This window comes from Streptomyces noursei ATCC 11455, assembly GCF_001704275.1.
Classification (GTDB): domain Bacteria; phylum Actinomycetota; class Actinomycetes; order Streptomycetales; family Streptomycetaceae; genus Streptomyces; species Streptomyces noursei.
This window is the reverse complement of record NZ_CP011533.1, coordinates 966,066-983,596: the sequence shown is the minus strand read 5'-3', so window position 1 is coordinate 983,596 and position 17,531 is coordinate 966,066. Positions and strand designations below refer to the sequence as shown.

The following is a 17,531-nucleotide window of genomic DNA, read 5'->3' as shown; positions in this document are numbered from 1 at the left end:
CGCCGTGGGAAATGGCCGAGGTGGGGGAGGCGAGAACGATCGGCCTAAATGCGAAGGACGGAGAGGGACGCCGGATCGGGTGGGGCGGGCCCGCGGGCCGGGCCGGCGCCCGATCGGCAGGAGGACATGGGCCCAGGCGCGCGGACCTGGCCGACCAGCGGTGGCGGCGGGACCAACTGCTCGGCCCGCACGTCGTACGACGAGCAGTGCGCCCCGCCGTCGTGCCCGTGCCCGGACCGCGCCTCACCGGACCGTGCCCGGTCGGTTCGAGCGTGCCGGGGCTGGCCGTGATCGGGGCCCGCGCGGTGGGGTGCGGCGACAGCAACGGGCACCAACGGCCGCACGGACGGGGCCGGGTGCACGGCCGCCATCGGCCGCGCGGAGGGGACCGACTGCACGGCCGTCATCGGCTGCGTGGACGAGGCCGGCTGCATGGCCGTCATCGGCGCGCAGGTGTCGGGCAGGCCGTGGTGGGCGATCACGGAGAGGGTCAGCCAGACGAGGGCGAGCAGCACCGTCGCCCGACGACCGCCCCGCGCGCCCGGACGGGTCCGCACGGTACGGCTCATCGCCCCTCCCCGAGCCGTTCTCCGCATGCGCAGGCGCACGATCCTCCCCTCCCTCCCTCCCACGTCACGGACTGCCGGGCCGCCTCACGTACGACTCCGCGCCCCGACGCTCGACGATACCCCCCAGGGCTATGGGCGAGACGACGGCCTCCCCCCATGCCGTTGGTCCGTCCGTGCTTCCGCCTGATCTTCGCTCGGCGGTCGGACGGCGGTTGGATTGCGCCTCCGTCGGTCGGTGGACGGGGCGGTAGGGGTCGGATTCGGCCACTCTCTCCTCGGCATGGCAGGCGGTGCGCGGTGATCTGCCACGATGTGGCGGCCCGACAGCGGTGGCCGTGCGATGCCTGTGTGCGATGTCCACGCGGACGCCGCGGAACGTCTCCGCGAGACGAGAGGAGTGGCCCGGTGAGCAGAGCTTCCCTCAGTTCGGCCGTGATGACCCACCCGGTGCGCGAGGAGCAGGCCGCGGCGCTCGCCGCCAGGCTGGGGCTCGGGGGTCTGGCGCTGGACCCGGACCCGGGTGGACCGCCGTCCGCGCTGCGCACCGCGCTGGTGGCCTGGGCGGCGCGGGCGGCGGACGCCGGGCACCACCTGGTCGTGCAGGACGACGTGGCCGCACCGCCCGAGCTGCTGGAGCTGGTGGCCGGATCGGTGGCGCGGTTTCCGGACGAGGCGTTGATCTTCTACACCAACTGGCATGCCCGGAACGGCGCCGCGGCCCGCCTGGCGGCGCTGGCGGGGGCCGGGTGGGTGCGGGCCGTGCCGGAGGAGTTCGCGCCGACGTTGGCCATCTGCCTGCCGGCGCGCACGGCGGACGCGTTCCGGGCGTTCGCCGCGGACAGCGCCGAGCGGCACGACGACGAGGTGATGGCGACCTTCCTGCGGGCCGAGGGGCGCTCGGGGCTGCTGGCGGTGCCGAGCGTGGTCGAACACATCGGGACGAGCAGCATCAACGGGCACGCCGCACAGGGGATCCGGCTGGCGGTGTGCCCGGTGGGGGCGGCGGAGGCGCGCCCGCTGCTCGACCACGGGTGGCTGCTGGAGGAGTTGGACTGGTTGCCGTACATGCGGTACGGCGAGGGGTACGTGCGGCCGGCCGGACACGAGCGGAGCGCCGATCCCCGGCGGCATCTGCGGTGGACCGAGGCATTGCCGGAGACTGGTCTGACGGAAAGTCAGATATGGGACGTGGTGCGGCGGCACCGGCCCGAGGACGCCGCGGCGGCCGTGGGCCAGCTGTTCGGCGCCGCCTTCGCGGACGAACTGTGGATCCACTGCCTGCTGTTGGGGCGGCAGGCCGAGGACGCCGCCCGCCGGCACGCGGCCCGGCGGGCGGCGGCCGGGCCGACCGGGGAGGCCGGGGCCCGGGTCCGGGCCGCCGCGCTGTCCACGGTCGGCCCGGCCGGTCTGCCGCCCGAGCGGCGGCCCGAGGTGATCCCGGACCATGCCGCGCTGATGACGGCGTACGCGGAGAGCGCCGTGCGGTGCGGCGGTGCGCTGCCACGGCGCTTCTGACGGATCTCCGCGGTGTCCACGGAGATCCGTCAGAAGCGCCCTACGTCGGCGCCTGGTGGCGGTCGCGGACGTCGTGGGTGATCCAGACGCAGGGTTCCCAGTACGCGCCGCGGTCGTGGTGGTGGTCGATGTCGAGGAGGGCGAGTCCGCCGGGGAAGACATAGCGGCCGTCGTCGGGGAAGGACATCCGGGTCCACGCCTCCCATTCGGCGACGGTGCCGGTGATGCGGGAGGACTCGGCCACCGCCGCGGCGATGGTGCCGCCCTGGCGCACCTGCGTGCGGATCCAGGGGTCGAACGGGGCGCCGTCGGGGCGGCTCCAGGTCGCGTAGCGCTCGATGGGGACGAGGGGGTAGCGGTCCTTCCAGGTGGGGCGGACCGGAACGATCACGTGGGAGAGCCCGGCGGCGCGGGCCATGGCCGCCATGTGCGCCAGGAGGCGGGCCGAGTAACCCCTGCCCTGGTGGGCGGGGGAGATCTCGATGCCCAGGGCGCACAGGGCGTTCGGCGCCGCCCCGTCGTCGTGGTCGCGGAAGGCCGCCTCGATGGAGGCGTCGAGGCCGGTGCCGAGGCCCTCGGGGGTGCCGTCCCAGGTGCGGGGGAGGGTGCGGCCGGCGCCCAGGACGGTGTCCGTCGCGGTGTCGTGGAGGAGGAACTGGTGGTCCGGGAAGTCGGTGAACAGCCGGTTCCAGAAACCGGAGTTGATATCACCGTGCAGGTTGTACTCCGGGACCACTCCGGCGAATTCTCCGGTGAGCCGGTCCCACAATTCCGGCCGTTGGGTGTGATGGACGAACTGGAGCGTCATATGGCACCCTCCCGGGGATTTACGGCGGGCTTCTCCGCGGCCCAGACGATGACCAGCGGAATTCCGTCCCAGGCGGCCCGGGCGGCGTCCGGGATGGCCTCCTCGTAACCCCCGGGCGCCAGCCGTCCGTTGAAGGTCGGCTCGTGGCATTCCCGCACGGTCAGCCCGGCGGAATGGAAGGCGTCGAGATAACGGCCGGGTAGATGCACGTGATTGCGGACGAAGGCCAGACGGTCCGTGTCGTGCACGAAGACGCACTGGCCCTGGAGGGAGACGACGAACGGGTGCAGGTCGGAGAGGATGATCCGGCCGCCGGGGCGGAGCACCCGGGCCAGTTCCGCGATCCCCGTCGAGACGTCCGGGAGATGCGTCATGGCCAGGGAGCAGACCGCGAGATCGACGCTCCCGTCGTCGAGCGGGAGGTCTTCCAACCGACCCCGTCGGAATTCCGCGTCGGGCACCTTGCGGCGGGCGTGTGCCAGCATTTCGGGCGACTGGTCGACACCGACGGTGCGATAGCCGCGGGCGGCCAGTGCGGCGGTCTGGCGGCCGGTGCCGCAGGCCGCGTCCAGCGCGGTGCCCACCGGGCCGCGGTCCAGCAGCCCGTGCACCACCGGCTCCTCGACCTCGATGTACGAGCTGGGCAGCGAGTCGTAGCGGGCGGCCCAGGAGGCGTAGCCGGCCGCCGCGTCCAGTTCGCCGACCGCCGTCCCGCCGTCCGGAAGCGCCGCGCCCGGACCCGTCGTGAGGGCACGGACTTCCTCGATCCGGGCCTTCAGGAACTTCTCGTCGGCGTCCATCGCATGGCGCAGCAGCGCCAGTCCTTCGACGCCCAGCATGAGTTCGCGTACCCGGAATTCCTTGTCCATTTCGATCGATCTCCGTTGGCTGGAAGGGCTGTTGTCGGCGGTGTGTCCGCGCTCCTAGCATGGCGCGGATGATCGAGGGATATATGGAACGTGAGAGCGTGACGGTCGGTCGACGTCTCGGATTTCATGTGTCGACGGATTCCGAGGAATTTCGCGTCCGTTTCCATCGCTTGGGGAAGGAGCTTTCCTTCATGGCGGAGGCCGGGCCGTATCCGGGTGTGTCGGCCGCTCCGCCGCCCCATCCGGACGGCGTCCCGGAGCACGCCTCGCCCGCCGTGGACTGGAATTGGCCGACGTATCACCACACCGTTCCCGAGGACTGGCCGCCGGGAATCTACCTCGCCCATTTCGTCGCGGGGACGGAGGAGCAGGCCCGGCGCGTGCCATTGCTCGACGACTCCGACATCGAGGGTTTCGAGCGGGAGTTCTTCGTCGTCCGACCTCGCCGAGCCGGTGCGACCGGGGCGCGGATCCTCTACAAGAAGTCGACGTACACCCGGCACGCGTACAACCGTGCCGACCGGGCGGACGTCCAGCGCGCAGCCAGTCTCTACGACCATCCCGTCCACCGGCCGGCCGGTCCGGACGGGCCGCGCGGCCACCGCCTCAGTCTGCACCGGCCCGGCGGGGTCATCGATCTCGCCTACTGGGACGCGCCGTTCATCGCCTGGTTGGAGCGCAGCGGCTACCCCGTCGAGTACTGCACCGACCTCGACCTGCACGAGGAACCGGGGCTGCTGGCTCCCTACCGCCTGCTGCTCAGCGTCGGCCACGACGAGTACTGGAGCGCGGCGATGCGCGACCACGTCGCGCAGTTCGTCCGGGACGGCGGGAACGTGGCGTTCCTGAGCGCCAACACCTGCTGGTGGCGGGTCCATCCGGTGGACGGGAACAGCGCGTTCGTCTCCGACACCGACCACCACGTCGGCGAGGAGTATCCGCACCTCCCGGCGACCGACCAGTGGTGGCCGGCCCCGCCGGACGGCGTCGGCGAGCCGGAGAACACCCTGACCGGCGTCAGCTTCCGCAACGGCGGGATGTGGCCGGGCGACTGGCCCGGCGACCGGCCGCGCGACGGCTACCGGGTGCAGCACGCGGACCACTGGGTGTACGAGGGCACCGGGCTGCGGGACGGCTCCGACGGCGGTCCGGCCGACGCCCTGGGCGCCGGGACTCCGCTGATCGGCTACGAGTGCGATGGCGCGGCCTTCGCCCGGGACGCGAACGGCGTGGCGCACGCCACCGGGGTGGACGGCACGCCCGAGTCCTTCCTCATCTTGGGGATCTACCTCCTCGATCCGGTGCACGACGACTTCCACCACCTGAAATGGGGGCACTGGAACTGCCCGGCGCGCGAACCGGCGATCACCGGCCCGCGCGCCGCCACCATGGGGCTCTACACCGCCGGCGGCACGGTGTTCACGGCCGGGACCACCGACTGGCCGGTGATCTGCGGCCGGGAACTGGACGCCGGCGTCGTGCGGGTGACCCGCAACGTCCTGGACCGGCTCTCCGGCCCGGGGCCGACTACACCAGAGCGCTGAGCGCGGTCAGCGAGGCGATGCGCGCGGCCCCGTCCGGAAGCGGCGGGGCCGCGCCCGCCACCACCCGGTCCGGGCGCCACAGGTGCACCGCCCGCATCCCGTACGCGAGCGGTCCCGCCACGTCCGACTCCCACATGTCGCCGACGAACACGGCCTGTTCGGGGCGCAGCCCGCACTGGTCCAACACCGTCCGGTAGATGAGGGGGTGCGGTTTGCGGGCGCCGGCGCGGGCCGAGGTGACCGCGACGTCGACCAGCCCGGCGATGCCGACGCCCTCGATGGCTCGGTCCAGGTCCCAGAACCAGTTGGAGCAGACCGCCACCGTCAGGCCCCGGGCACGCAGCCCGGCCAGCGCCGCCGGGACGTCGTCGAACAGGGCCAGCCGCAGGTCCTTCATCGCCCGGTCGAGGGCGGCGGCCAGCGGGCCGGCCGCCGCCCCGGGGACGCCGCAGGCCAGTGCCCTCCGTCGCAGGCGGTCCAACTCCCAGGCGTGGTAGTCCCGTTCGCTGGCGGAGTGCGCGGTGTGCTCCTCGCCGTCCCGGGGGCCGACGGCCCACTGGTCGCCCCACTTGTCGGCGGCCTCGACCAGCCCCCGGCTGAGGAAGAGCGACCGGTGGCTGGGCGGCAGCGGCTCGACCAGCCGGACCAGCGTGCCGTAGAAGTCGAGGATCACGCCCCGGAGGGCGCCCTGGCGAGGCGGGGACTGGGCCGGCACCGGCCTCAGTACCGTCCGTGGCGGTGCGGGAAGTAGTCCTCCAGCTGCCCGTCCCGTTCGATGTCGAAGGTGGCGCAGTGCAGTCCACCGCCGAACGGCCCCACCGCGCGGAACGGCACCGGCACGATCTCGAAGCCGTAGCCGGACAGCTGGTCGGCGAGCGCGACTTCCTTCTCCTCGATGCACAGGGTGTTGGGGTCGAGGTTGAGCATGTTGCCGGCCAGCCACGGGCTGCAGTACGACAGCTTGGGCGGATGGTCCCAACTCGCGGGCTGCACCGCCTCGACGATCTCCCAGTCGTTGCGCCGGAAGAACTCCATCAGCTCGGCGTCCGCCAGCCGCTCACCGCAGTGCAGCACCAGTCCGGGCCGCAGCGGCACCCAGGTGGCGTCGATGTGCAGCGGGTGGGTGTTGGTGGAGGTCACCGCGTGCACCCGGTGGTCGGGGAAGTGCCGTTTCAGCCACTGGTAGCCGCTGCGGTTGGTGACGAACGACAGCTGGACGAAGAGGTCCTTGCCGAACCGGGCGATGTCCGCCGCGTCGAACAGCGGCTCCTCCTCGGTCAGCACCAGGTCGTAGTCCCGCACCCGCGCCAACTGCACGTCCGTGGGAAGGGTGTTGTAGGTGTCCCAGAACCCCGGCTTGTAGGAGGCGTCGGTCAGCCGGGGCTTGGGCGCGGCCTCCCAGCGCATGTGCGGGTCGGCCTTGAAGATCCCCTGCAGGAGCGGCCGGTAGCAGAGGTACTCGAACCAGCGGCTGCGGTACGACATGGTGGCTTCGAGGATCTCGTTGCCGACGGTCAGCAGCAGATCGCGCGGCGGCATACAGCCGGACATGGTCTCCTGGGTCCAGTCCGGGGTGCTGACCTGCTGGTTGAAGTCCACGGGGGCGGGGCGATCGACACGGATGCCGCGGCGCCGCAGCAACTCGGCGAAGTTGTCGAGCTGTTCGTTGGCCTCCGCGGTCATCTCGGCCGGCATCGGGCCGTAGGTGCCCAGCGGGAATCCGTCGTCGGGGAAGTCCCGCCGGATCGCGGGCTCGGGGGCCTGCACCACCGTGTTGTCGGCGCGTCCGACGACGACGTGCCGCAGGGGATCCCAGCCGTTCCAGGAGTTGACCTTCACCGGGCGGGTGGCCGGATCTGCGGCCGGCGTGCCGTACTCAGTCACGTGCAAACCCTTCGATAGGGGACGTGGGAGACACCCGAGCAAAACTGAGGCAGCAGGGGCGGCACCGTCAAGAGCCGATCATTGGGACAGCACGCCTTTTGCGTCAAAACAGTGATGCCTTTGCCCCGGTGAACTCAAGATCGGAATGCGGTCCGGCCTGCCGGACGGCCGTTCATGGATTCTCCGGCCACGCAGTTCCGGCCGTCGGATTATCTGGCCGGAATGGCTCCCCGAGGTGAGAGATCGGATACCGGGGGTAGATACAGCCGGTTCCGACAACCCGACGGAGGAGATCATGGCCGAGCGCATCTCCCGTTTGGCGGCGGGCCTGGGAGCGATGGTCCTGATGGGCGCGGTAGCAGGCTGCGGTGGCGGCAGACCGGTCGCCGCCGCGGACCGCACGGGGGAGCTCACGGTCTGGCTGACCGTGGACGCCCAGGAGAGCTGGCCGGATCTGGTGAACGAGGTCAACGACCGCTTCCGGAGGACCTATCCCAAGATCAAGGTCACCGTGCAGTACCAGCAGTGGACCACGAAGAACCAGAAGATCGACGCTGCACTGGCCGGACGCAAAGTCCCCGACGTGATCGAAATGGGCAACAGCGAGACCACCAATTACATTGTCAACGGGGCCTTCGCAGCCGTCGATCCGGCGAAATTCGACCACTCCGCCGAATGGCTGCCGGCACTTCGCGACGCCTGCCGGAACGACGGCAAGACCTACTGTGTCCCGTATTACGTCGGTGCCCGGGTGGGAATCTACCGCACCGATCTGCTCGCCCAGGTCGGCGTGACCCGGGCCCCGCGCAGCTATACCGAACTCCGCGCCGATCTCGACAAACTCAAGGCGAAGTTCGGAGCCACCGACAAGAATTTCTCGGCCTTCTACATGCCCGGCCGCTATTGGTACGCGGCGATGGCCTTCGTCAAGGACGCCGGCGGCGAGATAGCGGCGCGCGGAAAAGACGGCCGCTGGCACGGCGCGCTCTCCTCCGCCCGTTCCGTCGCCGGACTCACCGCCTGGAAGGACCTCCTCGACTCCTATTACACCGGCGACCGTTCCAAGGACAACGGCGACGAGCCGGCGGTCGTCGGCCAGGGCAAGGTCGGCATGTTCTACGGCAACACCTGGGAGGCCAAGGCCGCGACCGACAGCAGATCGGGCGGCGACCCGGCGCTGCACGGGAAGTTCGGCACGTTCGCCTTCCCCGGCCCCTCCGGCAAGATGATGCCGTCGTTCCTGGGCGGCTCCACCCTGGCCGTCCCCGCCAAGTCCGAGAACCAGGACCTCGCCCAGGACTGGATCCGGCTGTTCACCGACCGAACCTCCCAGCGCCGCCTGATAGCCGCCGACACCCTCCCCAACAACACCGCCCAGCTCAAGGAAGTGGCCGCAGACAGCGTCAACGGCCCCGCCGCACAGGCCGCCACCCGCGGCTGGGTGACCCCGCTGGCCCCCGGCTGGGGAGCCGTGGAGAAGTCCAACGTCCTCCAGGAGACGCTCCAGGACATCGCGACCGGGAAACAGTCGGTGCCGGACGCCGCGCGGGCCGCGGACCGCCGCATCGACGCCGTGATCAACGAGAACTGAGGGCGGTGGGGAGCGTGGAACTGCCCGGACCGCCCCGCGCCGCCCGGCCGCCGCGACCGGCCCGGGCACCCCGCCCGCGGCGCACCATCCGGCGACGGGCGCTGCCGTATCTGCTGATCGCGCCGACCGTGCTCGCCCTCGCCGCGGTCCTCGGCTACCCGCTCGTCGACCTGGTGGTGCTGTCCTTCCAGGACATGACCCGGCGCGAACTGTTCTCCGGGGCCACGCCGCCGTGGGCCGGGCTGGCCCACTACCGCTCGATCCTCTCCGACGGCTTCTTCTGGACCGTCGTCGGCCGCACCGCCCTGTTCACCGTCGCCTGCGTCGCGGCCACGATGGTGCTGTCGCTCCTGGTGGCGCTGCTGATGCGACGGGTCTCACCATGGGTGCGGACGGTCATGACCGGCGTCCTGGTCGCCGTCTGGGCCATGCCGGTCATGGTCGCCGCCTCCATCTTCCGCTGGCTCTCGGACGCCGACTACGGCGTCGTCAACTGGCTCCTCGGCCTGCTGCCGGGACTCGACTTCAGCAAGCACAACTGGTTCGAGAACCCCTGGCAGGGCTTCGCCGTCATCACCGGCGTGGTGGTCTGGGGCGCCGTCCCGTTCGCCGCGCTGACCCTGCAGGCCGCGCTCAGCCAGGTGCCGGCCGAACTGGAGGAGGCGGCACTGGTCGACGGCGCCCGCCCCGGCCAGCTGTTCCGGCACGTCACCTGGCCGGTGATCAAACCGTCCGCCGTCCTGGTCACCTCGCTGTGCGCCATCTGGGACTTCGGCGTGTTCAACCAGATCTGGCTGATGCGCGGCGGCCAACCGGAGAAGGACTACTACCTTCTCGGCGTCTACTCGTTCATCGAGTCCTTCGCCGTCAACCGCTACAGCGCCGGCGCGGCCATCGCCGTCCTCACCGTCCTGATGCTGCTGGGCGGCGCGGTCGTCTACGTGCGCCAGCTCGTCCACCTGGGAGCGGCCGAGTGAACACAGCCCCACGTACCGGGCACGCCCCCGGCCGCCGACGACGGCGCGCGACGGCGAACGCCCTCGGCCTCGCCTTCAGCGCGCTGATGGCCTTCCCGCTCTACTGGATGCTGCTCACCGCGTTCCGCCCGGCCACCGAGATCCACGCCGATCCGCCGCACCTCTGGCCCGACCACCTGACGCTGGAACACTTCCGCCGCGCCCTGAGCACCCCGACGTTCTGGGCCAACGTCCGCTCCAGCGTCCTGATCGGCGTCGGCACCGTGCTGGTCTCCCTGCTGATCGGCACCCTCGCGGCCTTCGCCCTCGCCCGCTTCTCGTTCGCCGGGCGCAAGGCCCTGGTCCTGATCATCCTCGGCGTCCAGATGATCCCGCTGGCCGGTCTGATCATCCCCGTCTACCTGCTGCTGAGCGACGCCGGACTGACCGACAGCCTGCCCGGCGTCATCCTCACCTACCTCGTCTTCATGCTGCCGTTCACGGTCTGGCTGCTGCGCGGCTTCATCGCCGCCGTCCCGGTGGAGCTGGAGGAGGCCGCGATGACCGACGGCTGCACCCGCCTGGGAGCCTTCCGCCGGGTCGTCCTCCCGCTGCTCGCCCCGGGCCTGGTGGCGACCTCCATCTACGCCCTGGTCCAGGCGTGGAACGAGTACGTCCTCGCCTACGTCCTGCTCTCCAGCAACGACAAGCAGACCCTCAGCATCTGGCTGCTGTCCTTCCAGACCAGCTTCGGCACCGACTACGGCGGACTGATGGCCGGCGCCACCCTCACCGCGCTGCCCGTCGCGGTCTTCTTCGCCCTCGTCCAGCGGCGGATCGGCGCGGGCCTGACCACCGGCGCGGTCAAAGGGTGAGCCGCCGAAGACGGGACGCCGGTCCCGCGCGGGCCGGCCGCCGCTGAGCCGCCGGGCGCCCCGGCCGCCCGGCAGGACCGCCCCACCGGGCGCGCCGCCCCAGAGCCATGTCGCACGCACTCGACCGGCGGACCGACCTCCGCCGGTATACGGAACCTCCGACAATGCAGGAGAACACGTGACGTTCGACCGTCTCGACCTGGTGTCCAAGCTGTACCAGCCGGCCGGTTGGCCGCGGATCCTCGAAGCCGCCACCGGGACCCGCTCCAGCGGCCCGCTGGTCGTGGACCTGGACCCGACGACCTTTTGCGACCTGGCGTGCCCCGAGTGCATCAGCGGGAAGCTGCTCAACCAAGGACGTTTCACCCCCGAACGGCTCGCCGAACTGGCCGGCGAACTCGTGGAGATGAAGGTCCGGGCGGTGGTCCTGATAGGCGGCGGGGAACCGCTCGCCCACCGGGGCACCCGCCAGGTCCTCCGCGTCCTGGGCGAGGCCGGCATCGCCATCGGCGTGGTCACCAACGGCACCCTGATCAAACAGAACCTGGCCGAACTCGCCGCCTACGCCTCCTGGGTGCGGGTGTCCATCGACGCCGGGACCAGCGAGACCTATCGGCGCTTCCGCCCCGACCGCAAGGGCCGCAGCGTCTTCGACAAGGTCATCGCCAACATGCGGCTGCTGGCCGAGGCCAAGCGCGGCGCCCTGGGCTACTCGTTCCTCGTGATGAGCCGCCAGGAGCCGGACGGCACCGTCGTCAGCAACCACCACGAGGTCCTGGAGGCAGCCGAACTCGCCCACGACATCGGCTGCGACTACTTCGAGACCAAGGCGATGTTCGACGACGGACACCACGTCATCCAGGTGCCGGACGAGGTTCTCGCCTCCGTGGAGGAGCAGCTCGCCAAGGCCGCCGTCCTGACCGGCGACGCCTTCGAGATCGTCAACTCCTCGACCCTGACGTCGCTGCGCAACCGGGTCGGGCCCGTCCAGGACAAGGACTACCACCGCTGCCGGGTCGCCGAACTGCGGACCCTGGTGACCCCGTCCGGCGTCTACGTCTGCTCCTACCACCGGGGGAACGCCGGGGCCCGGATCGGGGACGCGGTGACCGAGCGCCTCCCCGAGATCTGGCGGACCTCGGACCGCGGCATCGTCGACCCCAGCCGGGACTGCCGCTTCCACTGCGCCCGCCACCGCTCCAACCTCGAACTCGACCGGATCGGGACCGGAACGGCGGCGGGAACGCTGGCCGCACCGGAACCCGGCACGGACTACGACCCGTTCATCTAGCGGAGGGGCACCGGCAGCCCCGGCTACGGGGCCGGCGCCGCGGCGATCTCCGGCGCGAGGCCCGCCGCGGCGCGGGCCGGGATGACCCGCGCCCGGGGGTGCGCCGGGCCGAGTGCCCTCCGCAGCCGCGCCACCACCTCCGCCTGGTCGGCCGCCGGACAGACGCCGACCAGCGCCCCGCCACCGCCGGCCCCGCTGAGCTTGAGCGGCAGGTCGGCGGCGTGCAGGGCCAGCGACCGCAGCTCCTCCAACAGCGGCGTGGACATGCCCTGGAGGTCCCGCATCGCCCGGTGCGCCCGGCTCATCGCCGCACCGAGGGCGGACAGGTCACGGCCCCGCACGGCCTCCCACACCGCGGCCGAGGCGGCGTCGGTCCGCTCGCGGTACGCGGCGAGCCGGGTGTCCCCGGCGGCGAGCTGCGCGCGGACCGAGTGGATGTGGTCGCTGGTGTCCTTCCGGGTCGCCGAGTCGAGCACGACCACCGCCCACTCGTCGGGGAAGTCGGCCCGGTGCGTGATCTCCGGCAGGCCGGTGGTCCGCCCGTCGAGCAGCAACAGCCCGCCGGCGATGACCGCGAGATGGTCCATACCACCGCCGTTGAAGATCGCGAACTCGAACTCGTACGCCCACTGCGCCAAGGTCCGCGCCGGCACCGACCAGCCCCCGGCGCCCCCGGCCACCGGCACCGCGGCCTCGGTGAACGCCCGGAACAGCGCCACGATCAGCGCCGTCGACGACGACAGACCGCTGGCCGCCGGTGCCTCGCTGCGCGCGGTCACGGCCGGCGGACGGGGGCCGAGGCCGGGCAGCCGCCGACGCAGGAACGTCCACACCTCGCCCGCCCAGGCGCCGGCGCCGCCGTCCGGCGCCGCGCCGGCGGGCGGCCGGGCGCCCGGCGGCCGCACCGTGACCGAGGTCGTCAGGTCCAGCGCCAGGCTGACCGACCGGCCGCCCAGCCAGTCCAGGTCCTCCCCGGACAGGCAGGCCCGACAGGGCACCACGGCGTGTCCCGCCGGGCCGCCGCGCGGCGCCGCCGTCCCGTCCTCCGCTCCGGACGCCCTGGTCGGTGCGTTCATCGGGCCTGGAACCTTCCGGTCGAGCTGAACTCCCGGAACATCTCCAGGACCACAGCGGTGGGTGGGTGCAACGGCCGCGGCGGATCCCCGAGCGCCCGGAAACCGGCCCGGGTCACCTCGTCCGGTCCGGGGGAGAGCTCCCCGGACCAGCGGCGGGCGACGAAACACAGCGCGAAGCAGTGGGTGATGTCGCCGTTGGGATAGGTCAGGGTGTGGACCGCGGGGTCGGACAGCGTGCCGAACGCCTCCAGATCGTCCCGCTCGACATGCAGCCCGGTCTCCTCCGCCAGTTCCCGCCGGGCCGTCCCGACGAAGTCGTCGCCCTCCTCGCACGCCCCGGCCGGCAGTTCCCAGACGCCGGTGTCCGCGCGCTGCTGGAACAGCCCCCGACCGGCCGCGTCCAGCAACAGGACCTGGGCGCCGGGCACGAGCAGCGGCCGGCTGCCGACCTTCTGCCGCAGCTCCCACAGGTACGAGCCGACATAACTCACCTGAGTGTCACCTTTCGTCGCGCTTTATCCGCATATCCGGGGGCAGATTGTCATGCGGCGGCCTCGGCGGCCAGCCACCTCGGCACCGCGTGCGGGGTGGCGGACAGCCAGCGGACATACCGTTCCACGCCCGCCCGGACGTCGATCCGAGGCCGCCAGCGCAGCAGTTCACGGCAGTGCTCGGTGGCCGCGTACCCGCCCAGCGGGTCGCCCTCGGGCAGGGGAGTGGTGACGAAGTGCGCCCGCGGGAAGTGCGGCGCGATCAGTTCGCCGACCTCGCGGACCGAAGTCGGCACGCCCGTACCGACGTTGACGGTCGCCCCGGCCATCCCGTCCTCCACCAGGGCCAGCGCGGTGGCCGCCGCCACGTCCTCGACGTGGACGAGGTCCCGCACCTGCACCCCGCCCCCGTTGAGCCGCATCGGGCGGCCCAGCCGGGCCTGCATGGACAGCCAGGCGACCATCCAGGAGTGGCTGCCGGGCTTGGGAACCTGCGGATCGCCGTAGACGGAGAAGTACCGCAGCACCGCGTACTCGGGGGTGTCCGGACCGCTCAGCAGCAGTCGGGCCTGGTGCTCCGCCCAGAGCTTGGAGTTGGCGTACACCGACACCGGCAGCAGCCGCTGGTCCTCGCGGAAGACCTGCGGCCCCCGTATGGACGGATCGCCGTTCCCGTACACCGCCGCCGACGACACCAGCACCAGTCGCCGCACATCGGACGCCGCGACCTCCTCCAGCACCACCTGGGTGCCCTGGACGTTCGCGCGGAACGCGATATCGGGCCGACGGGTGCAGGCGGCCACATCGGCATAGGCCGCGGCGTGCACCACATAGTCGGCACCGGCCAGCACCCGGCGCACCACTTCGCGGTCGCAGACGTCCCCGACCACCAACTTCGCCCCGAGGCTGTCGACCCCGAACAGTGAGGAGTGCACCGCGTCCGGATAGGCGTCGAGCCGGTCCAGCATCGTCACCTCGGCCTCCGCCCGGCGTAACAGCCGGACCAGCCGACTGCCCACCAGACCGGCACCGCCCGTCACCACCACCCGGGAATCCCGGAGTTTCTCCAGCCGGGTCTCCACCGATTCTCCGTGGACATCGGGCGCCGGACTCCCCGTTCCGGCACCGCCATTACCCCGCGCATTGCCGTTCATCCCGACGTTCCCGTTTCCGTTCACCGTTCCGGGCATGGAACCCCCTCTTCCCACATAACAGCGCACGAGTCGGCCCGGCGTGGGCCAGCGGTCAGCATGTCCGCCGTGGATTCCGATGGCCAGAGCGCCATTTCGGCAGTCTTGCGGCGCGTGCGCGGACCGCCGTACTGTCCGGATTCACGTGCCGGATCCATCCGATGCGATGCAAAAGCCCGACGGGCCGGGAAAACGGAGAACCGGAGGAATTGATGACCCGTTATCGATTGAGCGGGGCCGTGATGACACATCCCCAACGCCAGGCCGCCGCCGAAAGGTTGGCGCGGTCCGTTCCGCCCGGAGCCCTGCGCGTCGTCATGGACCCGGACCCGGCCGGGAAACCGTCCGTATTGCGGACCGCGTTGTGCGCCTGGGAGGCGATCGAGGACGGCGCCACCCACCAGCTCGTCGTCCAGGACGACATGATCCTTTCCGATACGTTTTTCGAACGGGCGCGGATGGCGATTGCCGAGATGCCCGACGCCGCGCTGGCGCTTTTCGCACTCTGGGACTCCCGGAACGGCGCCGCGGTGCGTTTTGGTGCCATGGCCGGCGCCCGGTGGGTGGGCTCCGTCAACGAGTACTTTCCCTGTGTCGCCATCATTCTCCCCAGGGAAGTCGCCTCCGGATTCGCGGCTTTTGGGCGACGCCATCTTGACAGCTGGCCCGACGACATCCTGATGAACCGCTACTTACGCGCGCATGGAATCCCGTCCTACGTTTCGGTGCCCAGCCTCGCCGAACACGAGGACCACGGCAGTATCTCCGGCAATGCGTTCCGCGGACCGCGCCGTTCGGTGTGCTTTCTGCCCCAGGATGTTCCCGGGCGCGAAGGCGCCCGACTGACCGGTCTGCGGGTGCTCCCGTTCTTCAAACAGGGCGTCGCGCAGTGCGCGGTACGCACAGTGCCCGCCGACGCACGCGCCCCGCACGCGCTCCAGGCCCCGGACGCCGGCCGCTGGCTCCACCTCGACTGCGAGCAGTACCTGGAGGGCTCCGGCGTCCGGATCGGAAGGCAGCAACCGGCCATCGTGCGAATGGCCGAAGCCACCACCCCCGAGGCGGCGCGAGGAGCCTGGCTCACCGCCTTCACGATGGGATTCGTCCACCAGAAGGACGGACTCCGCTGCGATCCGACGACGGGCGATCCCGGCGACGCCCCTGGCCCGGATGCCGTACCGGACCCCGCCGTGCTCGCCGAGGCGCTCGCCACCGTGGGCCCCGGCGGAATCAGCTACGCCCAGGCGGAGGAGCGAATCGCGCAGCAGCGCGACGAACTGGCGCGGATCACCCGGGCTGGCCTCGACGCCGGCCGCGACGCCGCCGAACGGACCCGACCGCCCCGCCGGTCCCACTCCACGCCAACCGACGCCCACCGCGTCGACGCCCACCGCGCCGACGTCCACCGCGTCGCGATAGTCGACGGCGCCGGAACCCCCCTCGGCGAACACCTCGTCCGCGGACTCACGGACGCCGGACACCACGTCACCACCCTGACCCGACGACCGACCGGTCACCCCCCGCACGCTCTCCTGGACCTGACCCCCCTGGCCCTCCCGCCGACAACATCCCCCAACCCCAACTCCAACCCCACCCGCACCCTCACCCTCACCCTCGAACTCCCCGCTCCCGCAACGGAGTTCACCCTCCACCTGGGCGACCTCTACGGCCCCGGCTGCCCCCATGACTCGCGCATCGGTCGCCTGGTCTGGGACGCCCTGCGCAGCTACCCCCTGACCCTCGACGACCCCGCCGAGACGCTGCGTCCGCTGCACACCCGGGACCTGGTCACCGCCCTGTCGCTGCTGCTCCGCACACCGCCCCCGGAGCCGGTGATCGGCCTGGCGGACGCCCCGATCACCGCCGCCGAGTTGGCGGAGGCCATCCGCACCGCCGTCCGTCCCGTCCCCCTCGCCCCGCCCGCGGAAGCCGCGCGCGCCACCCCCGAGACCACCGCCTGGCCCCCCTCCCCACCCGGCTGGAAGCCCGTCACGGAGCTCCGCTACGGGCTCCACACCCACGCCCAATGGCTCGCCTACGAGGGCATCCACCTCGTCCTGGAGGTCTGACCCGGGCCCGTCGACCACGGCGAGCTGCCGCGCCCGGACGGGCGTCGGCCCTCGCCGCGGTCGCGGTCGTGGTGGGGAGCGCTCCCCACCACCGTCATCAGGCCGCCGCGCGCACCGGCTGACGCACCGTGATCGCGTTGACCCGGATAGCGCACTGCGCGACGTCGTCCACCGCGAGCGCACCGGCCTTGTCCGCACTCAGACCGATCGTCACGTTCACACAGAACGCGAGGGCGTAGACGAAGCCCTCGGTCTCCTCGTCGTGGAGCGCGAACAGCAGGTTGTAGTAGTAGCCGGTGCTGTCGGGCGCGTCACCGTAGAAGGACAGGTGGGTGCCCTCCTGGCGGTCCAGGCCGACGAAGACCTCGGTGAGCGCGGCCTCGGCCCGCTCCCAGAACGCGGAGTTGCCGAACGGCTGGCCCAGCGCCTGGCGGACGGCCTCCCGGAGCGACATCACCATGACGCCGACGGGCGCGGTCTCCTGGAGCCCCCAGCCGCGGACGATCTTCACGGTGGCACCGTCGGGAACGGCGCTCGCGGCCCGGCTGATCTCGCCGAAGTCGAAGTCGACGGTGGCCGGCGCGATCGCGTACTGGAACTTCTCGGCAAGGGCCCGCGCCTGCTCCAGGACGTCCGGGCGCACCTCGAAGACGGCCTTGAAGGTCGTCTTCCCGGTGGCGGGCTGATCGGACATGACTGCTCCTCACATACGGGAAATCGCGTCGCGCCGACGGGCAGTATGCACCCGCCGCATCCGGGGGGCGGCCACCACCCTCGCCCCGAACCGACCCCGACCGCTCCCG

16 protein-coding genes are annotated in these 17,531 nt (G+C 71.7%); 7 read left to right on the top strand and 9 right to left on the bottom strand.

Translation table 11 applies throughout. The annotated features are described in order from the left end of the window. Positions 1–44: 44 nt before the first annotated feature. On the bottom strand, positions 45–569 hold the full coding sequence (locus SNOUR_RS03895) for a hypothetical protein (protein WP_067343886.1): 525 nt from the start codon (positions 567–569) through the stop codon (positions 45–47). Positions 570–974: 405 nt separating this feature from the next. Here SNOUR_RS03895 and SNOUR_RS03890 point away from each other — a divergent pair, with 405 nt between their 5' ends. Further along, positions 975–2,084, top strand: coding sequence for a hypothetical protein (locus SNOUR_RS03890; RefSeq protein ID WP_312631856.1), 1,110 nt, complete (start codon positions 975–977; stop codon positions 2,082–2,084). Positions 2,085–2,124: 40 nt separating this feature from the next. Here the strand turns inward: SNOUR_RS03890 and SNOUR_RS03885 are convergent, their stop codons facing one another. Both SNOUR_RS03885 and SNOUR_RS03880 read right to left on the bottom strand, forming a co-directional pair. Beyond that, positions 2,125–2,892 (bottom strand): GNAT family N-acetyltransferase, encoded by a 768-nt coding sequence (locus SNOUR_RS03885; RefSeq protein ID WP_067343885.1) that lies wholly within the window; start codon positions 2,890–2,892, stop codon positions 2,125–2,127. Next, a complete protein-coding gene (locus SNOUR_RS03880) occupies positions 2,889–3,761 on the bottom strand; it encodes a class I SAM-dependent methyltransferase (protein WP_067343883.1) in 873 nt (290 codons plus the stop codon). Before SNOUR_RS03880 ends, SNOUR_RS03885 begins: the two co-directional genes overlap by 4 nt. 59 nt (positions 3,762–3,820) lie before the next feature. Between SNOUR_RS03880 and SNOUR_RS03875 the strand changes: the two genes are divergently transcribed. Further along, positions 3,821–5,305, top strand: coding sequence for a N,N-dimethylformamidase beta subunit family domain-containing protein (locus SNOUR_RS03875; RefSeq protein WP_512700980.1), 1,485 nt, complete (start codon positions 3,821–3,823; stop codon positions 5,303–5,305). Here the strand turns inward: SNOUR_RS03875 and SNOUR_RS03870 are convergent. Together SNOUR_RS03870 and SNOUR_RS03865 are read right to left on the bottom strand one after the other, a co-directional pair. Further along, complete coding sequence (locus tag SNOUR_RS03870) at positions 5,289–6,020, bottom strand: HAD family hydrolase (RefSeq protein ID WP_067343881.1); 732 nt, start codon at positions 6,018–6,020, stop codon at positions 5,289–5,291. The two genes, SNOUR_RS03875 and SNOUR_RS03870, sit on opposite strands and share 17 nt — an antisense overlap. Before the next feature lie 5 nt (positions 6,021–6,025). Continuing rightward, on the bottom strand, positions 6,026–7,189 hold the full coding sequence (locus SNOUR_RS03865; RefSeq protein ID WP_079142168.1) for a serine/threonine protein kinase: 1,164 nt from the start codon (positions 7,187–7,189) through the stop codon (positions 6,026–6,028). Positions 7,190–7,484: 295 nt separating this feature from the next. Here SNOUR_RS03865 and SNOUR_RS03860 point away from each other — a divergent pair, with 295 nt between their 5' ends. The 4 genes from SNOUR_RS03860 (at position 7,485) to SNOUR_RS03845 (ending at position 11,902) form a co-directional block, all read left to right on the top strand. Continuing rightward, a complete protein-coding gene (locus SNOUR_RS03860; RefSeq protein WP_067343879.1) occupies positions 7,485–8,780 on the top strand; it encodes an extracellular solute-binding protein in 1,296 nt (431 codons plus the stop codon). A gap of 5 nt (positions 8,781–8,785) precedes the next feature. Further along, positions 8,786–9,757, top strand: a complete 972-nt coding sequence (locus SNOUR_RS03855; RefSeq protein WP_067343877.1) for a carbohydrate ABC transporter permease — start codon at positions 8,786–8,788, stop codon at positions 9,755–9,757. Beyond that, the gene (locus tag SNOUR_RS03850; RefSeq protein WP_067343875.1) at positions 9,754–10,611 is read left to right on the top strand and encodes a carbohydrate ABC transporter permease; all 858 of its coding nucleotides are present in this window, start codon (positions 9,754–9,756) and stop codon (positions 10,609–10,611) included. The genes SNOUR_RS03855 and SNOUR_RS03850 overlap by 4 nt, the downstream gene beginning before the upstream one ends. A 178-nt stretch (positions 10,612–10,789) precedes the next feature. After that, positions 10,790–11,902: a radical SAM protein gene (locus SNOUR_RS03845; protein ID WP_067343873.1), complete on the top strand. Its 1,113-nt coding sequence runs from the start codon at positions 10,790–10,792 to the stop codon at positions 11,900–11,902. Positions 11,903–11,925: 23 nt separating this feature from the next. On the opposite strand, the gene SNOUR_RS03840 is transcribed toward SNOUR_RS03845, so the two are convergent. The 3 genes from SNOUR_RS03840 to SNOUR_RS03830 are packed head-to-tail and all read right to left on the bottom strand — an operon-like array spanning position 11,926 to position 14,551. Further along, on the bottom strand, positions 11,926–12,978 hold the full coding sequence (locus tag SNOUR_RS03840; RefSeq protein ID WP_067343872.1) for a mevalonate kinase family protein: 1,053 nt from the start codon (positions 12,976–12,978) through the stop codon (positions 11,926–11,928). Further along, the gene (locus SNOUR_RS03835; RefSeq protein WP_067343870.1) at positions 12,975–13,469 is read right to left on the bottom strand and encodes an NUDIX domain-containing protein; all 495 of its coding nucleotides are present in this window, start codon (positions 13,467–13,469) and stop codon (positions 12,975–12,977) included. Before SNOUR_RS03835 ends, SNOUR_RS03840 begins: the two co-directional genes overlap by 4 nt. Positions 13,470–13,519: 50 nt before the next feature. Beyond that, entirely contained in the window at positions 13,520–14,551 is a 1,032-nt protein-coding gene (locus SNOUR_RS03830; RefSeq protein WP_067343868.1) for an NAD-dependent epimerase/dehydratase family protein, read from the bottom strand. Positions 14,552–14,871: 320 nt separating this feature from the next. Between SNOUR_RS03830 and SNOUR_RS03825 the strand changes: the two genes are divergently transcribed. Beyond that, positions 14,872–16,728 carry an NAD-dependent epimerase/dehydratase family protein gene (locus SNOUR_RS03825; RefSeq protein WP_159425789.1) on the top strand — a complete coding sequence of 619 codons (1,857 nt, stop codon included), beginning with the start codon at positions 14,872–14,874 and terminating at the stop codon, positions 16,726–16,728. Positions 16,729–16,825: 97 nt separating this feature from the next. On the opposite strand, the gene SNOUR_RS03820 is transcribed toward SNOUR_RS03825, so the two are convergent. Continuing rightward, on the bottom strand, positions 16,826–17,422 hold the full coding sequence (locus SNOUR_RS03820; protein WP_067343865.1) for a Type-2Aa cytolytic delta-endotoxin: 597 nt from the start codon (positions 17,420–17,422) through the stop codon (positions 16,826–16,828). Positions 17,423–17,531: the final 109 nt, after the last annotated feature.

Bases quoted from the DNA above. Each gene is read 5' to 3' on its own strand.
- SNOUR_RS03820 (WP_067343865.1), bottom strand. From the start codon at position 17,422: ATGTCCGATCAGCCCGCCACCGGGAAGACGACCTTCAAGGCCGTCTTC.
- SNOUR_RS03885 (WP_067343885.1), bottom strand. From the start codon at position 2,892: ATGACGCTCCAGTTCGTCCATCACACCCAACGGCCGGAATTGTGGGAC.
- SNOUR_RS03895 (WP_067343886.1), bottom strand. From the start codon at position 569: ATGAGCCGTACCGTGCGGACCCGTCCGGGCGCGCGGGGCGGTCGTCGG.
- SNOUR_RS03860 (WP_067343879.1), top strand. From the start codon at position 7,485: ATGGCCGAGCGCATCTCCCGTTTGGCGGCGGGCCTGGGAGCGATGGTC.
- SNOUR_RS03840 (WP_067343872.1), bottom strand. From the start codon at position 12,978: ATGAACGCACCGACCAGGGCGTCCGGAGCGGAGGACGGGACGGCGGCG.
- SNOUR_RS03880 (WP_067343883.1), bottom strand. From the start codon at position 3,761: ATGGACAAGGAATTCCGGGTACGCGAACTCATGCTGGGCGTCGAAGGA.
- SNOUR_RS03875 (WP_512700980.1), top strand. From the start codon at position 3,821: ATGGCGCGGATGATCGAGGGATATATGGAACGTGAGAGCGTGACGGTC.
- SNOUR_RS03825 (WP_159425789.1), top strand. From the start codon at position 14,872: ATGACCCGTTATCGATTGAGCGGGGCCGTGATGACACATCCCCAACGC.